Below are 18,036 nucleotides of genomic sequence, written 5' to 3'. Positions count from 1 at the left end.
GGTACAACTGCTTACCGTTCAGCTTGGCCGCAGGGCAAGGGCCTGCCCCCCGGCCCTGAATCAACGCGTCAGTTTCTTGTAGGCCAGCCGAGTGGGGCGATCGGCGGCATCGCCCAGGCGGCGGTGCTTGTCCTCTTCGTAGGCCGCGAAGTTGCCTTCGAACCATTCGACATGGCTATCGCCCTCAAAAGCGAGGATATGAGTGGCCAGGCGATCCAGGAAGAAGCGATCGTGGCTGATCACCACGGCACAACCGGCGAAGTTCTCGATCGCTTCTTCGAGCGCTCCGAGCGTTTCGACGTCGAGGTCATTGGTCGGCTCGTCGAGAAGGAGGACGTTGCCCCCTTCCTTGAGCATCTTGGCCATATGAACGCGGTTGCGTTCGCCGCCTGACAGCTTGCCGACGTTTTTCTGCTGATCCTGGCCCTTGAAGTTGAACGCGCCGACATAGGCGCGTGTGCTCATCTCGTGCTTGTTGACCGTCATGTAGTCGTGACCGCCCGAGATCTCCTGCCACACGTTGTTGGCGGGATTAAGATCATCGCGGCTCTGGTCGACGAAGCCGAGGTGGACGGTCGAGCCGATCTCGATCGTTCCGCTGTCGGGCTTTTCCTTCCCGGTGATGAGCTTGAACAGCGTCGACTTGCCCGCGCCGTTCGGCCCGATAACGCCGACGATCCCGCCCGGGGGGAGCATGAACGAAAGATTCTCGAACAACAGCTTGTCGCCATAAGCTTTCGAGATGTCCTTGACCTCGATGACCTTGCCGCCGAGTCTCTCTGGCACTTGGATGACGATCTGGGCCTTGCCGGGCGCGCGGTTGGCCTGCGCTTCGACGAGCTGGTCGAACTTGGCGATACGCGCTTTGGACTTGGTCTGACGGGCCTTGGGGCCCTGACGGATCCACTCGAGTTCGTCCTTGATCGCCTTCTGGCGTCCGGATTCCTCGCGGTCCTCCTGCTCGAGACGCTTGGCCTTCTTCTCCAGATAAGTCGAGTAATTGCCCTCGTAGGGGAAGTACTTTCCGCGATCGAGCTCGAGGATCCAGCCAACGACGTTGTCGAGGAAGTAGCGGTCGTGGGTGATCATCAGCACCGCGCCGGCGTATTCCTTGAGATGGTTCTCAAGCCATTCGACACTTTCGGCATCGAGGTGGTTAGTCGGTTCGTCGAGCAGCAGGATCGACGGCTTCTGGATCAGCAGGCGGGTCAGTGCGATGCGGCGCTTCTCGCCCCCCGAAAGATTGCGCACCTCCCAGTCACCCGGTGGGCAACGCAGTGCCTCCATCGCGATCTCGAGCTGGTTGTCCAGCGTCCAGCCGTCGACGGCATCGATCTTTTCCTGGAGCGTGCCCATCTCGTCCATCAGCGCGTCGAAGTCCGCATCTTCCGGCGGATCGCCCATGATCGTCGAGATCTCGTTGAAGCGGTCGACGAGGTCGGCGGTCCCGCGGGCACCGTCCTTGACGTTCTCGAGCACGGTCTTGCTCTCGTCGAGCTGGGGCTCCTGCGCGAGATAGCCGACGGTGATGTTCTCGCCCGGCCAGGCCTCACCAGTATAGTCGGTGTCGATCCCGGCCATGATCTTCATCAGGGTCGACTTGCCGGCGCCGTTGGGCCCGACGATGCCGATCTTGGCACCCTGGTAGAATTGGAGGTTGATGTCCTTCAGAACCGGCTTCGGGGCGCCGGGGAAGGTCTTTGTCATGCCTTTCATGACGTATGCGTACTGGGCGGCCATTGGGCTAGCGTCCTCGAAGAAGCGGGAGTGAGTTCAGGAAAAAAGTCGCCGCGCTCTAGCCTTGCACCGCGACAGCGGCAAGCAGACTGGCCAATCTGCGGGATTGGCAGGCGCCTTTGCACGATATAGTGGCGCGGCTGATGATAAAAAAGACTGTCGCGCTCGCCCTTTCCGTTTCTCTCGTCACAACTTCCGCTTCGGCCCAGCAAGAACCCCCGCAGCCCCCAGCGGACCCTTCGCAGGTTGCCTGGGACATCGTTTCCGATCTCACCACCGAGATCGGACCGCGTCTTGCCGGCTCCCCCCGCGAGGCCGCCGCGCGCGACTGGGCCGTGGAGCGCCTGACCCGGCTCGGCTTCACGAATGTGCGGATCGAACCGTTCACGCTCGACGGCTGGGTTCGGGGCGAGGAGACCGCCCGCCTGACGGCGCCATATCCCCAGACGCTTGCCATCACCGCGCTTGGCACCAGCGCTTCGACCGGGGCGAAGGGCATCTCCGGCGAACTCGTCTATTTCCCCACGCTCGCGGCGCTTCGCGCGGCGCCTGCCTCGGCCGTTCGCGGGAAAATCGCGTTCATCGATCATGCGATGCGCGCCAGCCAGGATGGCAGTGGCTACGGTCCCTTCGGCGATGCTCGACGTTCGGGCCCCGCCGTCGCCGCTGAAAAGGGCGCGATCGCGACCGTGATCCGTTCCGCGGGCACGGACAACCATCGCAACCCGCACACCGGCGCGACCAATTTCACGGCCCCCGGCAAGGCCGTCCCCGCCGGGGCAGTCTCGAACCCGGACGCCGACCTGATTGCGAAGATCGCAGCCAAGGCATTGCCGATGCATCTGGCGCTGAAGCTGACCGGCCATCCGGTGGGCAAGCTGAGCTCGGGCAATGTCGTGGCCGATCTGCCGGGACGCGATCCCACGCTCGCGCCGATCCTGGTCGCCTGCCATCTCGATAGCTGGGACCTTGCCACGGGAGCGATCGACGACGGTGCGGGCTGCGCGATCGTCGCCGCCGCGGCGCTCGCTGCGCAGAATGGCGGCGCGCCGCTGCGCACGATCCGCGTCCTTTGGGCCGGATCCGAAGAGCCGGGCGGCGTCGGCGGCGACGCCTACGCGGCAGCGCACAAGGGCCAGCCGCACGCCCTGGTGATGGAAAGCGATACCGGCGCGGACAAGGTCTGGCGCGTGTCGTTCGATCTGACGGAGGCGAACGGCCCGCTCGCGGACCGCATTGTCGAGGCGCTCGCGCCGTTCGGAATCGTGCGCGGAACGAGCAAGGCGAACGGCGGGACCGATGTCGAACCGATCGCAAAGGCTGCGCGGAGCGGGGTGATCGGATTGAACCAGGACATGACACGATACTTCGACATCCACCATTCGCCCGACGACACCCTGGACAAGGTGGACCGGGATGGATTGGCGCAGAATGTCGCGGTGTGGACGACTGTCCTGCGAATCGTCGCCAACGAACCGGGATCGATCGCCGGAATGTAGCAGCCGCAACGATCCGCTGGCGCGAGGGACGGGCGGGCTATAGGGCAGGCGCTCGACCCCCGCGCCTTAGCAAGGATTGTCCGCATGCTTACCGTCCATCATCTCGGCATCTCCCAGTCCGAACGTATCGTCTGGCTCTGCGAGGAGCTCGGCCTTGATTACGAACTGAAGGTCTATGACCGGCGCGCCGACAACCGTCTCGCGCCCGACGAGTACAAGGCGCTTCACCCGATGGGAATCGCGCCGGTGATCACCGACGGCGATCTCGTCCTGGGCGAGAGCGGAGCGATCTGCGACTATATCAATGCCAAGCACGGCGGCGGGCGGCTGGCCCCTTCGCCCGACCATCCGGACTTTGCCGACCACCTGTTCTGGTTCCACTGGTCGAACGGAACCTTCATGGCCACGCTGATGATGCAGCTCGTCTTGACGATGTCTGGCAACGCGGAAAGCGCCGCGTCGGGCTTTGTCGGCGACCGCAATCGCCGCGGCTGGGAAATGATCGAGCATCGACTGGGCGAGGCTGAGTTCTTCGGCGGCAGCCAACTCACGACCGCTGACATCATGATGGTCTATTGCCTCACGACTTCTCGCGCGTTCCGCGATGTTTCGATCGACGCATGGCCGAACGTAAAGGCCTATCTCCAGCGGATCGGCGCACGTCCCGCCTATCAGCGGGCGATGGCCTGGGCCGAGCCGGGGATGTCGCCCAAGCTGGACTGACCCGGGTCAGCTTGCCGCCGCATAACAGCGCCGTTCAGCGCGCCGACACTTCGTATTGTCTAAGCAAACGCCTGTTCCAGCAGGAGTTTCGGATGCGCAAGATTCAGGTCATTGTCGGTGCGGCGCTTGCCGTCCTGGGCGGGGCCGCGGCCTCGGCCGAAGACATCGCGCGGCAGCCGGCCCAGGCGTGGGAGATCGGTCCGGTGATCCGGGGCCAAAACTATTCGGTGAACATGCCTCCGTCGCCGACGCCGGCGGCCCGGGGCTGGTCGTTCGAGTTTCCCGGCAGCGGGCATGTCGACTACGTAACCTACCGCACCGGCCCGTTGGAGGGCGCCTCGCGCATCGTCGTTCGCTATCGGGTCGATGCCGCTCCGGGCACGGGGTTCGTCGCGCAGGACAACCCCGAAGCACCAGCAACCGTGTCGCTCTACTTTCAGCGTGGCGGCGATAACTGGAGCGGAAAGCGCGGTTTCGAGCACTTCCGTTGGTATGCTCCGGCAAGCGCCATCCGCACGCTATCGCCGGGTGTCCAGGAAATCAGTGTAAGCCTGTCAGACCCCGGCTGGACCTCGGTCCAGGGCGCTCCCGCCGGATCGAATCCCGACGCATTCGCGGCGGCATTGGCGGAAACCGACCAGGTCGGCGTGGTCTTCGGCTCGTCCGCAAGGCGCGGACACGGCGTATTCACGACCGCCCCCGCGCGCTTCACGCTGTTGAGCTTCGATATTCGGTAAGTGGTCGGGGAGACAGGATTCGAACCTGCGACCCTCTGCTCCCAAAGCAGATGCGCTACCAGGCTGCGCTACTCCCCGACACTCGTTCTCCGCGGTGGCCCGCCGGTTCGCCGGCTGGGCGGTGGTGGGCCCGGCAGGACTCGAACCCGCGACCTAGCCGTTATGAGCGGCCAGCTCTAACCAACTGAGCTACAGGCCCCCAGCGGTTCACGTCGGGCGCGTTACCCACGGCGGAAGCGGCTGGCAAGCGTCGTCCTGCCGTTAAAGCTGCACCGCTGCCATGATTTCGCGGACTCTCGCCGGCCGGATCCCGCGCTGCGCGAGATAGCCGAAACAGCTCCGCCACCAGTCGTAGAGCGCATCGAGATCCGCCTCGTCGCGGACGTAAGGCGTGCTTCCCGGCAGAAGCGACGGGCTGTGGAAGGAAAAGTTGAGGATCGGCGCCTGCTCGTCGATCGCGATGTCGATCGCTTCCAGGGCCTCCTCTTTTGTCACGCCTTCAGGGCTCAGGGGTATGCGTTGGAGAAGGCCCAGGTGCGCTAGCAGCCCGCGCAGACGCGGCGCGCGCCAGAGCGCGGGATGGAGATACGGCCCCTGGTTGCGCAGGATGCCCCAGTAAATGGTCGTGAGCGGCAGCTCCATCAGGCCGCCATGCCGGTCAACCCACCATGGATGGATACCGTGGTCGCGGAAGTCGGGGCCACCATCCGCGGAATAGTCGAACCGCGCCCGGACCGAGGTGTCGATCGCGATCGCTGCGTCGCTGAGCATCGCTGCTGTATTGGGACCCACCCCGTAGCGACCAGCGCGGTAGATTTGCGGAGTTGCGCCGAGGTTCGTCTCGATCGTGTCGCGCAGCTTGCGGAACTTCGCCCGTTCCAGCTCTAGCGGCAGATTACCGGCGTAGCTGTTGCGTTGGTTGACCTCTTCGGTGTGAGGCGGGTTGACCCAGGGGTGGAGCTGGATTCCGATTTCAGCACGTCCGGCAGCCAGCGGTTCGCGAAGGATTTCAGCGGCAAGCGGCGCGCTCGCCACCGGAAAGTCGACCAGATAGATCGGCGCGACGCCAAAGCCTTCGCAAAACTGCTGGAACTTGGCGAGGCGAGGAAGGCTGTCGAGGCTGTGGCTGGATCGCGCAAGCGGGCCATCCCAGTCGAAATCTTCCTCCACATCGACGCTGAGGATGAAACGCTGGCCGAAATCAGGCGCAAAACGGACGAGGTCGGCGGGTCGGGGCGGCGCGGTAAGGTCAGGCTTGCGCACGCGCGGCTGCTCCGAGTTGGCGCTGGCGCTTCGGATCAGCTTAGTGCGTCGTCGGCGCCTGCCTCTCAACGACGGCTATGGGCATCGCTACGGCCGGTCAAGTCCGCCTCGGTGTCGGGATCGGCGACGGGAAGGCGCAGACAAATCTGCGCTCCCTCGCGGTCGAGCGAACCGTTCGCCCCGCGCGCCTCGGCGGCCGCAAGGCGCAGGGCGAAACCGCGGCCGAGCATTCCCGCGCTGAGCGAAACGCCTTCGGCCGGCGGCGTCACGGCGAAGAGGTCACTGTCATCTAGCGCGGCAAGCGCCGTGGGGAGGGCGAAGCGTATGGTAATGATGCCTCTGTCCCGCGATCCGTCGACAGCCAAGGTCTCTCCCTGCTGGGCCGCGCCGGCGAGAGTGGCGACAAGCCGCCAGACCAAGCGCTCCGCCTCGTCCGGGTCGAGCGAGGCGGGCAGGGAAGCTGGGTGCGAGAAGGCGATGTGGATGCCGCGCTGGTCGAGCGTCGGGCCGAGTTGACCCACCAGGCGTTGGGTTATCGCGGCGAGGTCGCACACGCCGCCCATGTCCTCGTTGCGGCCGGTCTCGAGTTTCACCAGCCGCTCAATTTCATCGAAACCTCCCAGCATCTGCGCGGCGTCGGCGGCGATGCTTGCGGCCATGGCGCGGTACTGATGCGCGACCGCGCCGAAAAGCTGCTGCTGGATCAACTCGGCGAAGCCCTGGATGGCGTTGATCGGCGTGCGCAGCTCGTGGAGTAGCTGCCGCAGCCGATCATGCGCGGATGGCACGGCCGGTTGTAGATCCCGCTGGGACGGTCGCCGCAGGATTCCGGCATGACCGACGAACTGGCCGGTCTCGGCATCGAACCGCGGCGTTGCGTCGAGCCGCCAGGCCCCGGTGATCGCAGCCGCGCCGGTGATCGTGACCCGGCCTGCGCGAACGACGCGCCGTTCGCGCAGGGCCCGTACGCTCGCGGCATCGCAGGCCACGGGCGCGTCGGTCGAAGCGGCGCCAAGCACGGCACCAGCCAGCATGGGCGCGGATTCGCTTTGCGCCCAGGTGATCGTCCCGCGCGAATCGCACGCGAAGAGGATGGCGAGAGGGACGGGAGGAGCCTCGCCCGCCGCATCGGAAAGCGGCAGCCGCGGATCGCCCGCAAGCAGCCCGCCTGCTGCGCTCGTGCGCTGGGCCTCCTCACGGCTGCGGCGGAAAGCCTCGATCCGCCGGACGAGAGCCCCGATGCCGTCGTCGCGCGGCGCGCGCGCCGCTGCGCGGGGGTGGCGGAGCACCTCGGCCTCGTGGCGTTCTCCGGCCTCCGCCTCCGGCTGCGCCAGGACGAGGTCGCCGATTCCGAGCTGGCGCAGGACGGCCGCCGTCTTGGGGCCGAGGTCGGTGCGGTGACGCAGAAAGCCGCGCGCCGTTACCGGGAGATCGGGAATGAGGCTGGCCCAAGTCGAATCGTCGAGCCGGGCAGAAGCAACCGCCGCCGAAGCGATCGCCGGTTCCGCCTCGACTAGATGACGAATGAGCAGGGGATTGCGCAGGCTCCCGCGTGCCGCACGCAGTATTTCCGCCCGATCTGTCGCCGACAGGTCCGCCGCCAGCGCGTCAAGGCGCTGGGTCGCCTGAATCGGAAGTCCCGCCCATGACAGTTCACGGCCGAGCAGGTCGATGAGCTGCCGATACTGGATGCGCGCCGAGGCCCGGCTTGCCGGCAGCGTCCGGAGCACAGTCTCGAGGCGGTCGTCGACGATCATCAGCGCAAATCTGTCCGGTTAAGGGGAACAATGGTGGCCAGGTTTTGCCATAACTTGCGCCAAAGTGCTGGCCAGTGCCGCGGTGCTTGCGTCGCAATGTGGGACAATCGCTGTTCGACACAATAATATTAGCGATACATTGCGAAAGGGTTGTGGAAAATTGCCGCGTAGCGCAGCATGTGGGCTGGGCACTAATCGGGATTGAAAGCATCGCATGGCCAACCTGGATCAGATCGACCGGCGGCTGCTGGCTGAATTGCAGGACGAGGGGCGCGTCACCAACGTCGAACTGGCGCAGCGGGTAGGGCTTACGGCGCCTCCCTGCCTGCGCCGGGTCCGCGCGCTTGAGGATGCCGGCGTCATTCGCGGATACCATGCGGACCTCGATCCATCGAGCCTGGGCTTCGCCATCTCGGTCTTCGCGCTGGTCAGCCTGAAGAGCCAGGCGGAAGAATCCCTCCGCCAGTTCGAAGAGCACATGCGGACCCTGCCCGAGGTGCGCGAGTGCCACATGCTGAACGGCGAGATCGATTTCATCCTCAAGATCGTGAGCAAGGACCTGCAGAGCTTTCAGGAATTCCTCACGTCCAAGCTGACCCCGGCGCCGAACGTCGCCAGCGTCAAGACTTCGCTGACCATCCGCACGGCCAAGCAATTGCCTGGCGTCCCTCTGGACGGGGAGTGAATCCCGCAGGAATGCTGCATTGCGGCGCAATTTAATCGTGCGATTAGCTACTTGCAGGATTGTAATTAGCCGCTAGTTTCACGTTCAAACAACGATACAAAAAATCTTGGGGAGAGAGCTGTGAACACCACTTATATCAGGAAATTCATGCGCCTTGCCGGGACCACCTCGGCCATGGCGGTGGCCCTTGGCGGCATGGGCGCGGGTGTTGCCTATGCGCAACAGACGGCTCCGCAGGATGCGCAAAGCGACGCGCAGGCCGATCCCAACGTGATCATCGTTACCGCTCAGCGTCAGTCCCAGTCGCTGCAGGACGTGCCGATCGCGGTGTCGGCCTTCAGCGCCCAGGCGCTCGAATCGCAGCAGATCAAGAACTCGTCGGACCTTCAGCTCACGCTGCCGAACGTGACCTTCACGAAGGGCAACTTTACCGGGTCCAGCTTCACCATCCGCGGCATCGGCGACCTGTGCGTGGGCACGACCTGCGACGCGGCGACCGGCATCCACGTCAACGACCAGCCGGTGCTGGGCACCCGCCTGTTCGAAACCGAATTCTTCGACCTCGAGCGCATCGAGGTCCTTCGCGGACCGCAGGGCACGCTCTATGGCCGTAACGCCACTTCGGGCGTGATCAACTTCATCACCGCCAAGCCGGACCTGACCGGGATCCATGCTTCTGGCGAGGCCGAATACGGCAACTACAACAGCATCAAGGGCAAGGGCATGTTCAACCTGCCCATCGGCGAGACGCTTGGTCTGCGCGTGGCCGGGACCTACCTGAACCGCGACGGCTACACCAAGAACCTCTACGACGGCAAAAAGGTGGACGGCCGCGACCTTTACGCGGTGCGCGGCTCGCTGCGCTGGGAGCCGACCTCGGACACGACGGTCGACCTCATGGGCTATTACTTCCATGAGAAGGACAATCGCGCCCGCATCCAGAAGCAGCTCTGCCATCGCGATCCGACCGGCGTGCTGGGCTGCCTTCCCGACAGCCTCGCCTACGAGACCACCAACGGCAACTCGACCCTGGCGGCAGTCCTGACGTCACAGCAGGGCCTCGGCATCATCCTGGGCAGCGCTGCTGCGGGCGCGGCCTATGGTCTCGGCTCGATCTACGGGCCTGACACTTACACCCAGGCGGGCAATATCAACCCGGCCGACAAGCGGCAGGTCTACACCGACTTCAACCCGACCTATAAGACGACCGAAGAGCAGTATAGCGCCAAGATCGAGCACCACTTCAGCGACATCACCGCTTCGCTTTCGGGCATCTACAAGAAGTCGTTCGTCGACTCGCAGCAGGACTACAACCTCGCCGTTGGCCAATACACGAACCGCACGCCGTTCGCGGTCGTGGCGGCTACCATTCCCAAGGTCGCGGCTGCGCTGTTCCCCTCGGGTCCCGGCGGGCAGCTCTGCACCTCGGCTTCCGATCCGAACGGCGTCGGCGCCTTCGGCGGCAAGTCGGTCTGCGCCGCGACGGCGCTCGACTTCGACCGTTCGATCGCCAAGGATCGCCAGTACGCCGGTGAACTGATCGTCGACAGCTCGTTCGACGGGATGTTCAACTTCCTGCTCGGCGGCAGCTACGTCGATGCCAAGGCAACCAACGTCGACTACTACGTCAACGCGTTCGGCCTCGATTATTTCTCGGGTGTCGTCGGCGGCCTGGCGACGGGCAACATCGGATACCTGGGCACGCCGTTCTATCGGAACAACACCAAGGATTTCCGCCTGAAGTCCTACGGCATCTTCGGTGAAACCTATTTCCAGTTCACCGACCAGCTCAAGCTGACGGTCGGCCTGCGCTACAACCACGATGCCAAGTCGGTGAGCGCGCGCACCACCCTGTTCGGTGACTCGGGCAAGCCGGTTACGGTCACGAACGCCCAGGGGACTTCGGGCGTCGTCGGAAACGCGACCACCTCGGCGATCGTGCCGTACGCCGCGACCGACTTTACCCAGGCCCTGAACTACGCGGCCCTGGATTTCGACAGCACGCTGGCCGGCATCCAGTCCTACCAGAACAACAAGGTCAGCTTCGGTCGTCTCACCGGCCGCGCCGTCCTTGACTATCAGGTCACTCCAGACAACCTGGTCTACGTTTCCTACTCGCGCGGGTACAAGTCGGGCGGCATCAACCCGCCGCTGTCGCCGATCTTCGCGGTTCCGACCACGTTCGGGCCCGAGACGGTCAACGCTTTCGAAATCGGTTCGAAGAACCAGATCGGCAGCGCGCTTCAGCTCAACGTCACCGCGTTCTACTATGACTACAAGGCGCTCCAGCTCAGCCGGATCGTCGCCCGGACCTCGGTCAATGACAACGTCGATGCCCGAATCTACGGCCTCGAAGCCGAAGCGATTGTCCGTCCCTCGCGCAACTTCGCGGTAAACATGGGCTTCAGCTACCTCAACACCAAGGTGGTCAGCGACAAGTTCCTGTCCAACCCGCGCGATCCTTCGGGCGGGCGGGCCGATGCGGTGATCATCAAGGACATCACCAATGGCTCGAACTGCGCGGTCATCCCGACCGTTGCGGGCAACGCCGCCGGGACGAACGCCTTTGTCGGCGCCGTCAACGGGGCGCTTGGGCTGCGTGCGCCGACCGCCTTCCCGTCGAACAGCGGGCTTACGGCAACCGGCGCGTACAGCGTCTGCCAGGCGCTTGCCGCTTCGGCGATCGCACCATCGGCAGCGCTGGCGGCCGGTTTCGGCACGGCCGCGAACGGAACTCTCCCGTTCCAGGTCCTGTCGGCAGGCGTCGCGGTGAACATCAAGGGCAACAAGCTGCCGCAGGCGCCCAACGTTAAGTGGTCGGCCGGCGCACAGTACACCGCCGAATTCGGCAACGGTTACCAGCTCGTCCCGCGGGTCGACCTGGCCTATACCGGCGACAGCTTCGGCAACATCTTCAACGGCCACATCAACAAGATCTCGGGCTATGCGCAGGTCAATGCCCAGATCCAGCTCAACGCGCCCGAAGATCGCTTCTTCGTCCGCGGGTTCGTGCAGAACCTGTTCGACAGCAACGCGACTACCGGCCTTTACGTGACCGACCAGTCGTCGGGCCTGTTCACGAATATCTTCACTCTCGAACCGCGCCGCTACGGCATCGCGGCGGGCTTCAAGTTCTAAGGTTCGAGCTTCTTCGAGCCTGAAGAAAGGCCCCCGAAAGTCCGCTTCCGGGGGCCTTTTCTTTTGAAGATGAAAAGCGTTCAGAGTTTCGCGAACAAGGCCAGAACCCGCGACCACGCGCGCTCGGCCTGAACCTGATCGTAAACCTTGGAATCGATCGTGCACCAGCCATGCTGGGCGGGGTAGACCTCGATCTCCGCCGGGCGGCCGGCCGCCGCGCAGGTATCTTGCAGCACCTTCTTGGCCTCGGGCTGACGCTGATCGTCGTTCTGGGCAATTGCAAAAAGATAGGAAGCCTTGCTTTGCGCGATGAGCTTGTGCGGGCTGTCGGCCTTGTCGGTGACGAGGTTTGCCCCGTGGCAGGATGCTCCCGCACCGACGCGATCGGGCGACGCCGCGCAGGAACGGACGACCATCATTCCCCCCATGCAGTAGCCCACGGTGCCGATCTTGCGCTTGGTATCGACCGCGCGCTGGCCATCGAGGAACGCAACGAAGGCCTGCGTGTCCCGGAATGTTCCGGCCTGATCGATCCTGGCGATCATCGGTTCGAGCGCGGCGCGGCCGTCGGGCGTCGAGAACGACTGGCCCGGCGCGAGCACGGGCGCGACCTTGCTGCGGTAGTACTGGTTGACGACGAGCACCGCATAGCCCGCCTGGGCAAGGCGGCGGCCCATGGTCTTGAACGCATCGCGCAGCCCGCCGATGTCCGGCCATATGATGATGCCGGGACGCGGCGCACCGCCCGGATGCACGAAGTAGGCATCGGCGGTGCCGTCGGGTGTCGTGATCTTGACCATTTCCTCGGTCAGGCCCGCCGGGTCGTCGTGCGTGCTGCGGGTCATGCAGCCCGCCATGGTTCCGGTCACGGCGAAGCCTGCGGCCAGGGCTGCGGCGGTACCGCCGAACTGTCGGCGGGACATCGGATTGCGTTCGAGCCAGGCGGCGTCCTCGGCTTCGGTATGTTCATCGCACATGCCATTGTTCCCTTCGCTCGCCCCTCGTGCACGGCACGATAGCGCGCGGTTTCGAGCGGGCAAGCCGGTGTCCGGCCTAGCTCGCTATCCGATGCTCCCGGAAACCAGCGAAGGACATGTCGAAGGGCTTGCAAAGGTTGGAATCCGCGCGAAGAGTGCGCTCCAACCGGGACAACGCCGGAGCGGGAGAGATTCGATGTTTGGTAGGACTATGGGCAGCGCGATCGCGCTCGCGGCTGTCGCGCTTCTGGCTGGCTGCAACATGAGCGGAACATCCACCACCGCCTCTGCAAGCGGGGGTGTCGACGATGCGATGCTCGTGGCCGCCGACGCCAACCAGGGCGAATGGCTCAGCTATGGCCGCACTTACGACGAGCAGCGTTTCTCCCCTCTGACCGCGGTCAACGACACCAACGTCGGCCAGCTCGGCCTTGCCTGGAGCGCCGACATGGATACGGCGCGGGGGCAGGAGGCGACACCGCTGATGCACGACGGCAAGCTCTACGTTTCGACCGCGTGGAGCATGGTGAAGGCCTATGATGCCACGACGGGCAAGCTTCTGTGGTCCTACGATCCCAAGGTCCCGCGCGAGGTGCTGGTCAACGTGTGCTGCGATGCGGTCAACCGCGGCGTCGCGATCTATGACGGGAAGATTTATGTCGGCACGCTCGCCGGGCATCTTGTCGCGCTCGATGCCAAGACCGGGGCGGTGGTGTGGGACAAGAAGACCACGCCTGAAGGTTCGCCGATGGTGATTACAGGAGCGCCGCGGATCGTGAAGGGCAAGGTCCTGATCGGGTCCGCCGGCGCCGAATACATAACGCGCGGCTATCTTGCCGCCTACGACGCCAAGACGGGGAACGAAGCCTGGCGGTTCTATACGGTGCCCGGCGATCCGTCGAAGCCCTTCGAGGGCAAGCATCTAGAAGCGGCGGCCAAGACCTGGGCGGGCGAGTGGTGGAAGCGCGGCGGCGGCGGCACGGTGTGGGATTCGATCACCTATGATCCGACCACCAATCTCGTCTATTTCGGCACTGCCAACGCCGAGCCCTGGAACCCCGCGGCGCGGGGAAGCGAGGGCGGCGACAGCCTTTACACGGCATCGATCGTCGCGGTGAACCCCGATACCGGCGAATATGTCTGGCATTACCAGGAGACGCCTGAAGACCGCTGGGACTTCGACTCCAACCAGCAGATCATCGCGGCCACGATCCAGTGGAATGGCGCCCCGCGCCGCGTCCTGATGCATGCACCCAAGAACGGGTTCTTCTACATCCTCGACGCGAAGACGGGTCAGTTCCTTTCGGGCAAACCGTTCGCCGTCGTGACCTGGGCCAGCGGCCTCGATCCCGTGACGGGCCGTCCCAACGTGAACCCGGCGGCGAAGTACGAACAGACCGGCAAGCCGTGGATCGGCATGCCGGGTGCTATCGGCGCGCACAGCTGGACGCCGATGTCCTACAGCCCCAAGACCGGCCTCGTTTACATTCCGGCCAACCAGGCTGCGCAGCCCTACAATGCGGCGGCAAAGGACTGGAAGCCGTCGAAGCTCGGCTTCCAGCTCGGCCTCGATTCCGCGAAGATGGGACTGCCCGCCGACCCTGCGGCGCGTGCCGCGGCGCTGGCAGGGTCAACCGGCTCGCTGATCGCGTGGGACCCGATCGCAGGCAAGCCGCGCTGGACGGTGCAGTATGCCGGGCCGACCAACGGCGGTACGCTGGCGACTGCGGGCAACCTCGTCTTCCAGGGCACTGCCGGTGGCGAATTCCGGGCCTACAGCGCGGATGCCGGCAAGCTACTGTGGAAGTTCCCCGTGCAGACCGGCGTGCTTGCGGCACCGATGACTTACGCCATCGGCAACGAGCAGTATGTCGCGATCCTGGTCGGATGGGGCGGGGTGTGGGACGTTTCGCCCGGCCTGCTGGCCAGCAAGTCCGGTTCCACCCGCAACATCAGCCGCCTGCTCGTCTTCAAGCTTGGCGCGAAGGGTACACTTCCCGCTGCTCCGCCGGAATCGCAGCGCGTGCTTGATCCGCCGCCGTTCACCGGCACCGAGGCGCAGGTTTCGGATGGCGCGATGCATTACCAGAACAGCTGCAGCGTGTGCCACGGCGATTCAGCTGTGGCGGGTGGGCTCAACCCCGACCTGCGCCATTCCGCGGCACTGTCCAATCCGCAGCTCTGGCAGCAGATCGTCCACGACGGCGTGCTGAAGGATATGGGAATGGTCGGCTGGGCAGCCAATTTCTCGAGCGAGCAGATCGAGAACATTCGCCAGTACGTGATCAAGCGGGCGAACGAGGACAAGGCGCTGGAAGGCAAGGCCGCTCCCGGCGCGGTAACATCTGCCACGCCCAAACCCGGCGCGACTTCATCGGGCAAGCCGGCAGGATAACGCGCGGGTTGACCGCGCAAGCCGCCGAGATACGGGTGGCGGGAAGCAACCGAAGCAAGGGAGAATTGACGTGTACAGTCACATGATGGTCGGCAGCAACGACATCGACCGGTCCAAGAAATTCTACGACCACCTGTTCGGCGCAATGGGCGGCAAGCCCGGGATCAAGGACGACAAGGGCCGCCTGATCTACATGCACAACGGCGGGTTGTTCCTCGTAACTCCGCCGATCGACGGCCAGGCCGCGACGCACGGCAACGGTATGACCATCGGCTTTGCTGTCGACGGACCCGAGCAGGCCAACGCCTGGCACAAGGCCGGAGTCGAGGCGGGCGGCAAGGCCATCGAGGATCCGCCGGGCGTGCGCAGTGGCGGGATGGGCGACCTTTACCTCGCCTATTTGCGCGATCCCGATGGAAACAAGCTGTGCGCGCTGCACCGCATGCCGAAGTAATCCGCGTATCTCCTGAATGACCTTGCAGACGCTCTCGGAATCGCGCGCTCACGGCGGTATCCAGCGCGTCTGCAGCCACGTCTCGGCCGCGACGGGGACGGAGATGACCTTTTCGGTCTTCCTGCCCCCCGCGGCCCAGAACGCGCTTTCGCTCCCCGCGGTGATCTACCTGTCAGGTTTGACGTGCACGCATGCCAACGTCACCGAGAAGGGAGAATTTCGCGCGGCTTGCGCCGAGCTTGGGCTGATCTTCATCGCCCCTGACACGAGTCCGCGCGGCGAGGCCGTGCCCGACGATCCCGCCGCCGCCTACGATTTCGGCCTCGGCGCAGGGTTTTATGTCGACGCGACAATGGCGCCGTATGCCACAAACTACCGGATGTGGAGCTACGTCGCGGACGAGCTTCCTCAGCTCCTCGCCGCGTCGCTCCCGCTCGATCTCGCCCGCATGGGGATCATGGGTCATTCGATGGGAGGCCACGGGGCGCTGACGCTGGGCCTCACGTACCCCGAGCGGTTCCGCTCGATCTCGGCGTTTGCGCCAATTGTCGCGCCGTCGCAGGTGCCTTGGGGGCAAAAGGCACTCTCGGGCTACCTCGGCGAAGACCGCACCGCCTGGCGCGCGCACGATGCGGTAGCGCTGGTTGAGAGCGGGGCGCGAAGCGGAGAAATCCTGATCGATCAGGGCAGCGCCGACGCATTTCTTGCCGAGCAGCTTCGGCCCGAACTGTTCAAGGCCGCGTGCGACCAGGCCGGGCAACCGCTGACCCTGCGAATGCAGGCGGGGTACGATCACAGCTATTACTTCATCTCGACGTTCATGGCCGACCACCTGGCGTGGCATGCACGGCGGCTCGCCACATAGCTCGACCGCGACGGTTCGCCGCCGTCGCGCTTGACATTTCGGGCCCTGCTGCCGATAAGGTTTCAATTGAAACCACATAATGCGGTGCTGCAAAAGGGCCTGGATGCAATGACCGACCTGTTCGACAACCCGTTGGGCCTCGATGGCTTCGAATTCGTCGAATTCTGTGCACCGGAAAAGGGGCTGCTCGAGCCTGTCTTCGCCGCGATGGGCTTCACCCGCATCGCCCGCCACCGGTCGAAGGACGTCGACCTGTGGAGGCAGGGCGGCATCAACCTGATCGCCAACTATGAACCGAAAAGCCCGGCCGCCTATTTCGCGGCGGAGCATGGCCCCTCGCCCTGCGGCATGGGATTCAGGGTCCGCGATGCCCGCATGGCCTATGAGCGCGCGCTGGAGCGGGGCGCCGAGCCGGTCGAAGTTGCGACAGGCCCGATGGAACTCCGGCTTCCCGCGATCAGGGGAATCGGCGGGTCGATCATATATCTCATCGACCGCTATGAGGCCGGCGGGGCCGACGATCTCAGCATCTACGACATCGATTTCGTCTATGAGCCGGGCGCTGATCGCCATCCGGTCGGCGCAGGCTTCAGCATGATCGATCACCTGACGCACAACGTCTACGGCGGGCGGATGGATCACTGGGCCAGCTGGTACGAGCGGATCTTCAATTTCCGCGAAATCCGCTTCTTCGATATCAAGGGCGAGTACACCGGCCTTACCAGCAAGGCGATGACCGCGCCCGACGGTAAGATCCGCATTCCCCTGAACGAGGAAGGCGCCGGCGGCCGCGGCCAGATCGACGAGTTCCTGCGCGCCTATAACGGCGAGGGCATCCAGCATATCGCGCTCATCTGCGACGACCTTATCAGCTGCATCGATCGCCTGAAGGCGCTGGGAGTGCCGTTGATGGCCCCGCCGCCCGACACCTATTACGAAATGCTCGAGGATCGGCTTCCGGGCCATGGCGAGCCGGTCGCCGATCTCCAATCGCGCGGAATCCTGCTCGACGGATCGACCGATAACGGCGACCCGCGCCTTCTCCTCCAGATCTTCGCGCAGGCGCAGATCGGACCGGTGTTCTTCGAATTCATCCAGCGCAAGAAGGATGAAGGCTTCGGGAATGGCAACTTCACCGCGCTTTTCAAATCGATGGAGGCCGACCAGATTCGCCGAGGCGCTCTGGCGGTCGAAGCGGAGCCGGCGGAATGACCGGGCATCCGGTCAAACTGGGCGGGATACACCATGCCGCCTATCGCTGCCGCGATGCCGCCGAGACAGTCGATTGGTACCGCCGCGTATTGGGCATGGATTACACCACCGCGTTTGCCGAAGATCATGTCCCGTCGACCGGTGAATACGATCCCTACATGCATGTCTTCCTCGATGCGGGGAACGGCAACGTGATCGCGTTTTTCGAACTGCCCAACCAGCCCGAAATGGGCAGGGACCCGAATACCCCCGCGTGGGTCCAGCACATGGCCTTCCGCGTGCCGGATCTCGATGCCCTCCTCGCGGCCAAGACGCATATCGAGGGCGAGGGCGTGGACGTGCTCGGCCCGACGCACCACGGCATCTTCAAGTCGATCTACTTCTTCGATCCCAACGGCCACCGCATCGAACTGGCGGCCGATATCGGGACTGACGAGCAATATGCCGAGCTGAAGCGCGTTGCCCAGCCGATGCTTGACGAGTGGAGCCAGACGAAGAAGGCGCCGCGCCACGCCGATTGGCTGCACGCGGCCAGCAACGAGTAATCTCGCCGCGCTTGCCAGTCCCGATCGACGCACCCATGCTGCACCCCGA

At 64.6% G+C, this 18,036-nt stretch carries 14 protein-coding genes and 2 tRNA genes; 10 read left to right on the top strand and 6 right to left on the bottom strand.

The window, feature by feature from the left end; translation table 11 throughout:
- Positions 1-60: 60 nt before the first annotated feature.
- On the bottom strand, positions 61-1,740 hold the full coding sequence (gene ettA, locus ACFO0A_RS14265; RefSeq protein ID WP_379539717.1) for an energy-dependent translational throttle protein EttA: 1,680 nt from the start codon (positions 1,738-1,740) through the stop codon (positions 61-63).
- 140 nt (positions 1,741-1,880) lie between these two features.
- On the opposite strand from ettA, the gene ACFO0A_RS14260 reads away from it, so the two are divergent.
- The 3 genes from ACFO0A_RS14260 to ACFO0A_RS14250 all read left to right on the top strand — a co-directional run bounded on the left by ACFO0A_RS14260 (position 1,881) and on the right by ACFO0A_RS14250 (position 4,696).
- Positions 1,881-3,236 (top strand): M20/M25/M40 family metallo-hydrolase, encoded by a 1,356-nt coding sequence (locus ACFO0A_RS14260; protein WP_379539716.1) that lies wholly within the window; start codon positions 1,881-1,883, stop codon positions 3,234-3,236.
- Between the two features lie 84 nt (positions 3,237-3,320).
- Positions 3,321-3,959, top strand: coding sequence for a glutathione S-transferase family protein (locus ACFO0A_RS14255; RefSeq protein ID WP_379539715.1), 639 nt, complete (start codon positions 3,321-3,323; stop codon positions 3,957-3,959).
- Between the two features lie 92 nt (positions 3,960-4,051).
- Positions 4,052-4,696: a hypothetical protein gene (locus ACFO0A_RS14250; RefSeq protein WP_379539714.1), complete on the top strand. Its 645-nt coding sequence runs from the start codon at positions 4,052-4,054 to the stop codon at positions 4,694-4,696.
- Between the two features lies 1 nt (position 4,697).
- Here the strand turns inward: ACFO0A_RS14250 and ACFO0A_RS14245 are convergent.
- The 4 genes from ACFO0A_RS14245 to ACFO0A_RS14230 form a co-directional block, all read right to left on the bottom strand.
- Positions 4,698-4,774, bottom strand: a tRNA-Pro gene (locus tag ACFO0A_RS14245).
- Positions 4,775-4,818: 44 nt separating this feature from the next.
- Positions 4,819-4,895 (bottom strand) — tRNA-Ile (locus ACFO0A_RS14240).
- Between the two features lie 62 nt (positions 4,896-4,957).
- On the bottom strand, positions 4,958-5,959 hold the full coding sequence (locus ACFO0A_RS14235; RefSeq protein WP_379539713.1) for a polysaccharide deacetylase family protein: 1,002 nt from the start codon (positions 5,957-5,959) through the stop codon (positions 4,958-4,960).
- 65 nt (positions 5,960-6,024) lie between these two features.
- Positions 6,025-7,716 (bottom strand): sensor histidine kinase, encoded by a 1,692-nt coding sequence (locus tag ACFO0A_RS14230; protein WP_379539712.1) that lies wholly within the window; start codon positions 7,714-7,716, stop codon positions 6,025-6,027.
- Positions 7,717-7,930: 214 nt separating this feature from the next.
- Between ACFO0A_RS14230 and ACFO0A_RS14225 the strand changes: the two genes are divergently transcribed.
- Together ACFO0A_RS14225 and ACFO0A_RS14220 are read left to right on the top strand one after the other, a co-directional pair.
- Positions 7,931-8,401 carry an Lrp/AsnC family transcriptional regulator gene (locus tag ACFO0A_RS14225; protein WP_379539711.1) on the top strand — a complete coding sequence of 157 codons (471 nt, stop codon included), beginning with the start codon at positions 7,931-7,933 and terminating at the stop codon, positions 8,399-8,401.
- 174 nt (positions 8,402-8,575) lie between these two features.
- Positions 8,576-11,539 (top strand): TonB-dependent receptor, encoded by a 2,964-nt coding sequence (locus tag ACFO0A_RS14220; RefSeq protein WP_379540022.1) that lies wholly within the window; start codon positions 8,576-8,578, stop codon positions 11,537-11,539.
- A gap of 80 nt (positions 11,540-11,619) precedes the next feature.
- Here ACFO0A_RS14220 and ACFO0A_RS14215 read toward each other — a convergent pair whose 3' ends face one another.
- A complete protein-coding gene (locus tag ACFO0A_RS14215) occupies positions 11,620-12,516 on the bottom strand; it encodes a dienelactone hydrolase family protein (RefSeq protein ID WP_379539710.1) in 897 nt (298 codons plus the stop codon).
- A 262-nt stretch (positions 12,517-12,778) separates the two neighbouring features.
- Between ACFO0A_RS14215 and ACFO0A_RS14210 the strand changes: the two genes are divergently transcribed.
- The 5 genes from ACFO0A_RS14210 to ACFO0A_RS14190 all read left to right on the top strand — a co-directional run bounded on the left by ACFO0A_RS14210 (position 12,779) and on the right by ACFO0A_RS14190 (position 17,987).
- Positions 12,779-14,911 carry a PQQ-dependent dehydrogenase, methanol/ethanol family gene (locus ACFO0A_RS14210; protein WP_379539708.1) on the top strand — a complete coding sequence of 711 codons (2,133 nt, stop codon included), beginning with the start codon at positions 12,779-12,781 and terminating at the stop codon, positions 14,909-14,911.
- Between the two features lie 70 nt (positions 14,912-14,981).
- Entirely contained in the window at positions 14,982-15,365 is a 384-nt protein-coding gene (locus ACFO0A_RS14205; RefSeq protein WP_379539707.1) for a VOC family protein, read from the top strand.
- A gap of 16 nt (positions 15,366-15,381) precedes the next feature.
- The gene (gene fghA, locus ACFO0A_RS14200; RefSeq protein ID WP_379539705.1) at positions 15,382-16,230 is read left to right on the top strand and encodes an S-formylglutathione hydrolase; all 849 of its coding nucleotides are present in this window, start codon (positions 15,382-15,384) and stop codon (positions 16,228-16,230) included.
- A 108-nt stretch (positions 16,231-16,338) separates the two neighbouring features.
- Positions 16,339-17,442, top strand: coding sequence for a 4-hydroxyphenylpyruvate dioxygenase (gene hppD, locus ACFO0A_RS14195; RefSeq protein WP_379540021.1), 1,104 nt, complete (start codon positions 16,339-16,341; stop codon positions 17,440-17,442).
- Positions 17,439-17,987, top strand: a complete 549-nt coding sequence (locus ACFO0A_RS14190) for a VOC family protein (RefSeq protein WP_379539703.1) — start codon at positions 17,439-17,441, stop codon at positions 17,985-17,987. Before hppD ends, ACFO0A_RS14190 begins: the two co-directional genes overlap by 4 nt.
- The last annotated feature ends 49 nt before the right edge of the window (positions 17,988-18,036 follow it).

The sequence above is a fragment of the Novosphingobium tardum genome, from assembly GCF_042652045.1.
GTDB classification, from domain to species: Bacteria; Pseudomonadota; Alphaproteobacteria; order Sphingomonadales; family Sphingomonadaceae; genus Novosphingobium; species Novosphingobium tardum.
Note: the sequence above shows the minus strand (reverse complement) of the source record. Positions and strands in the feature narration are given on the sequence as shown.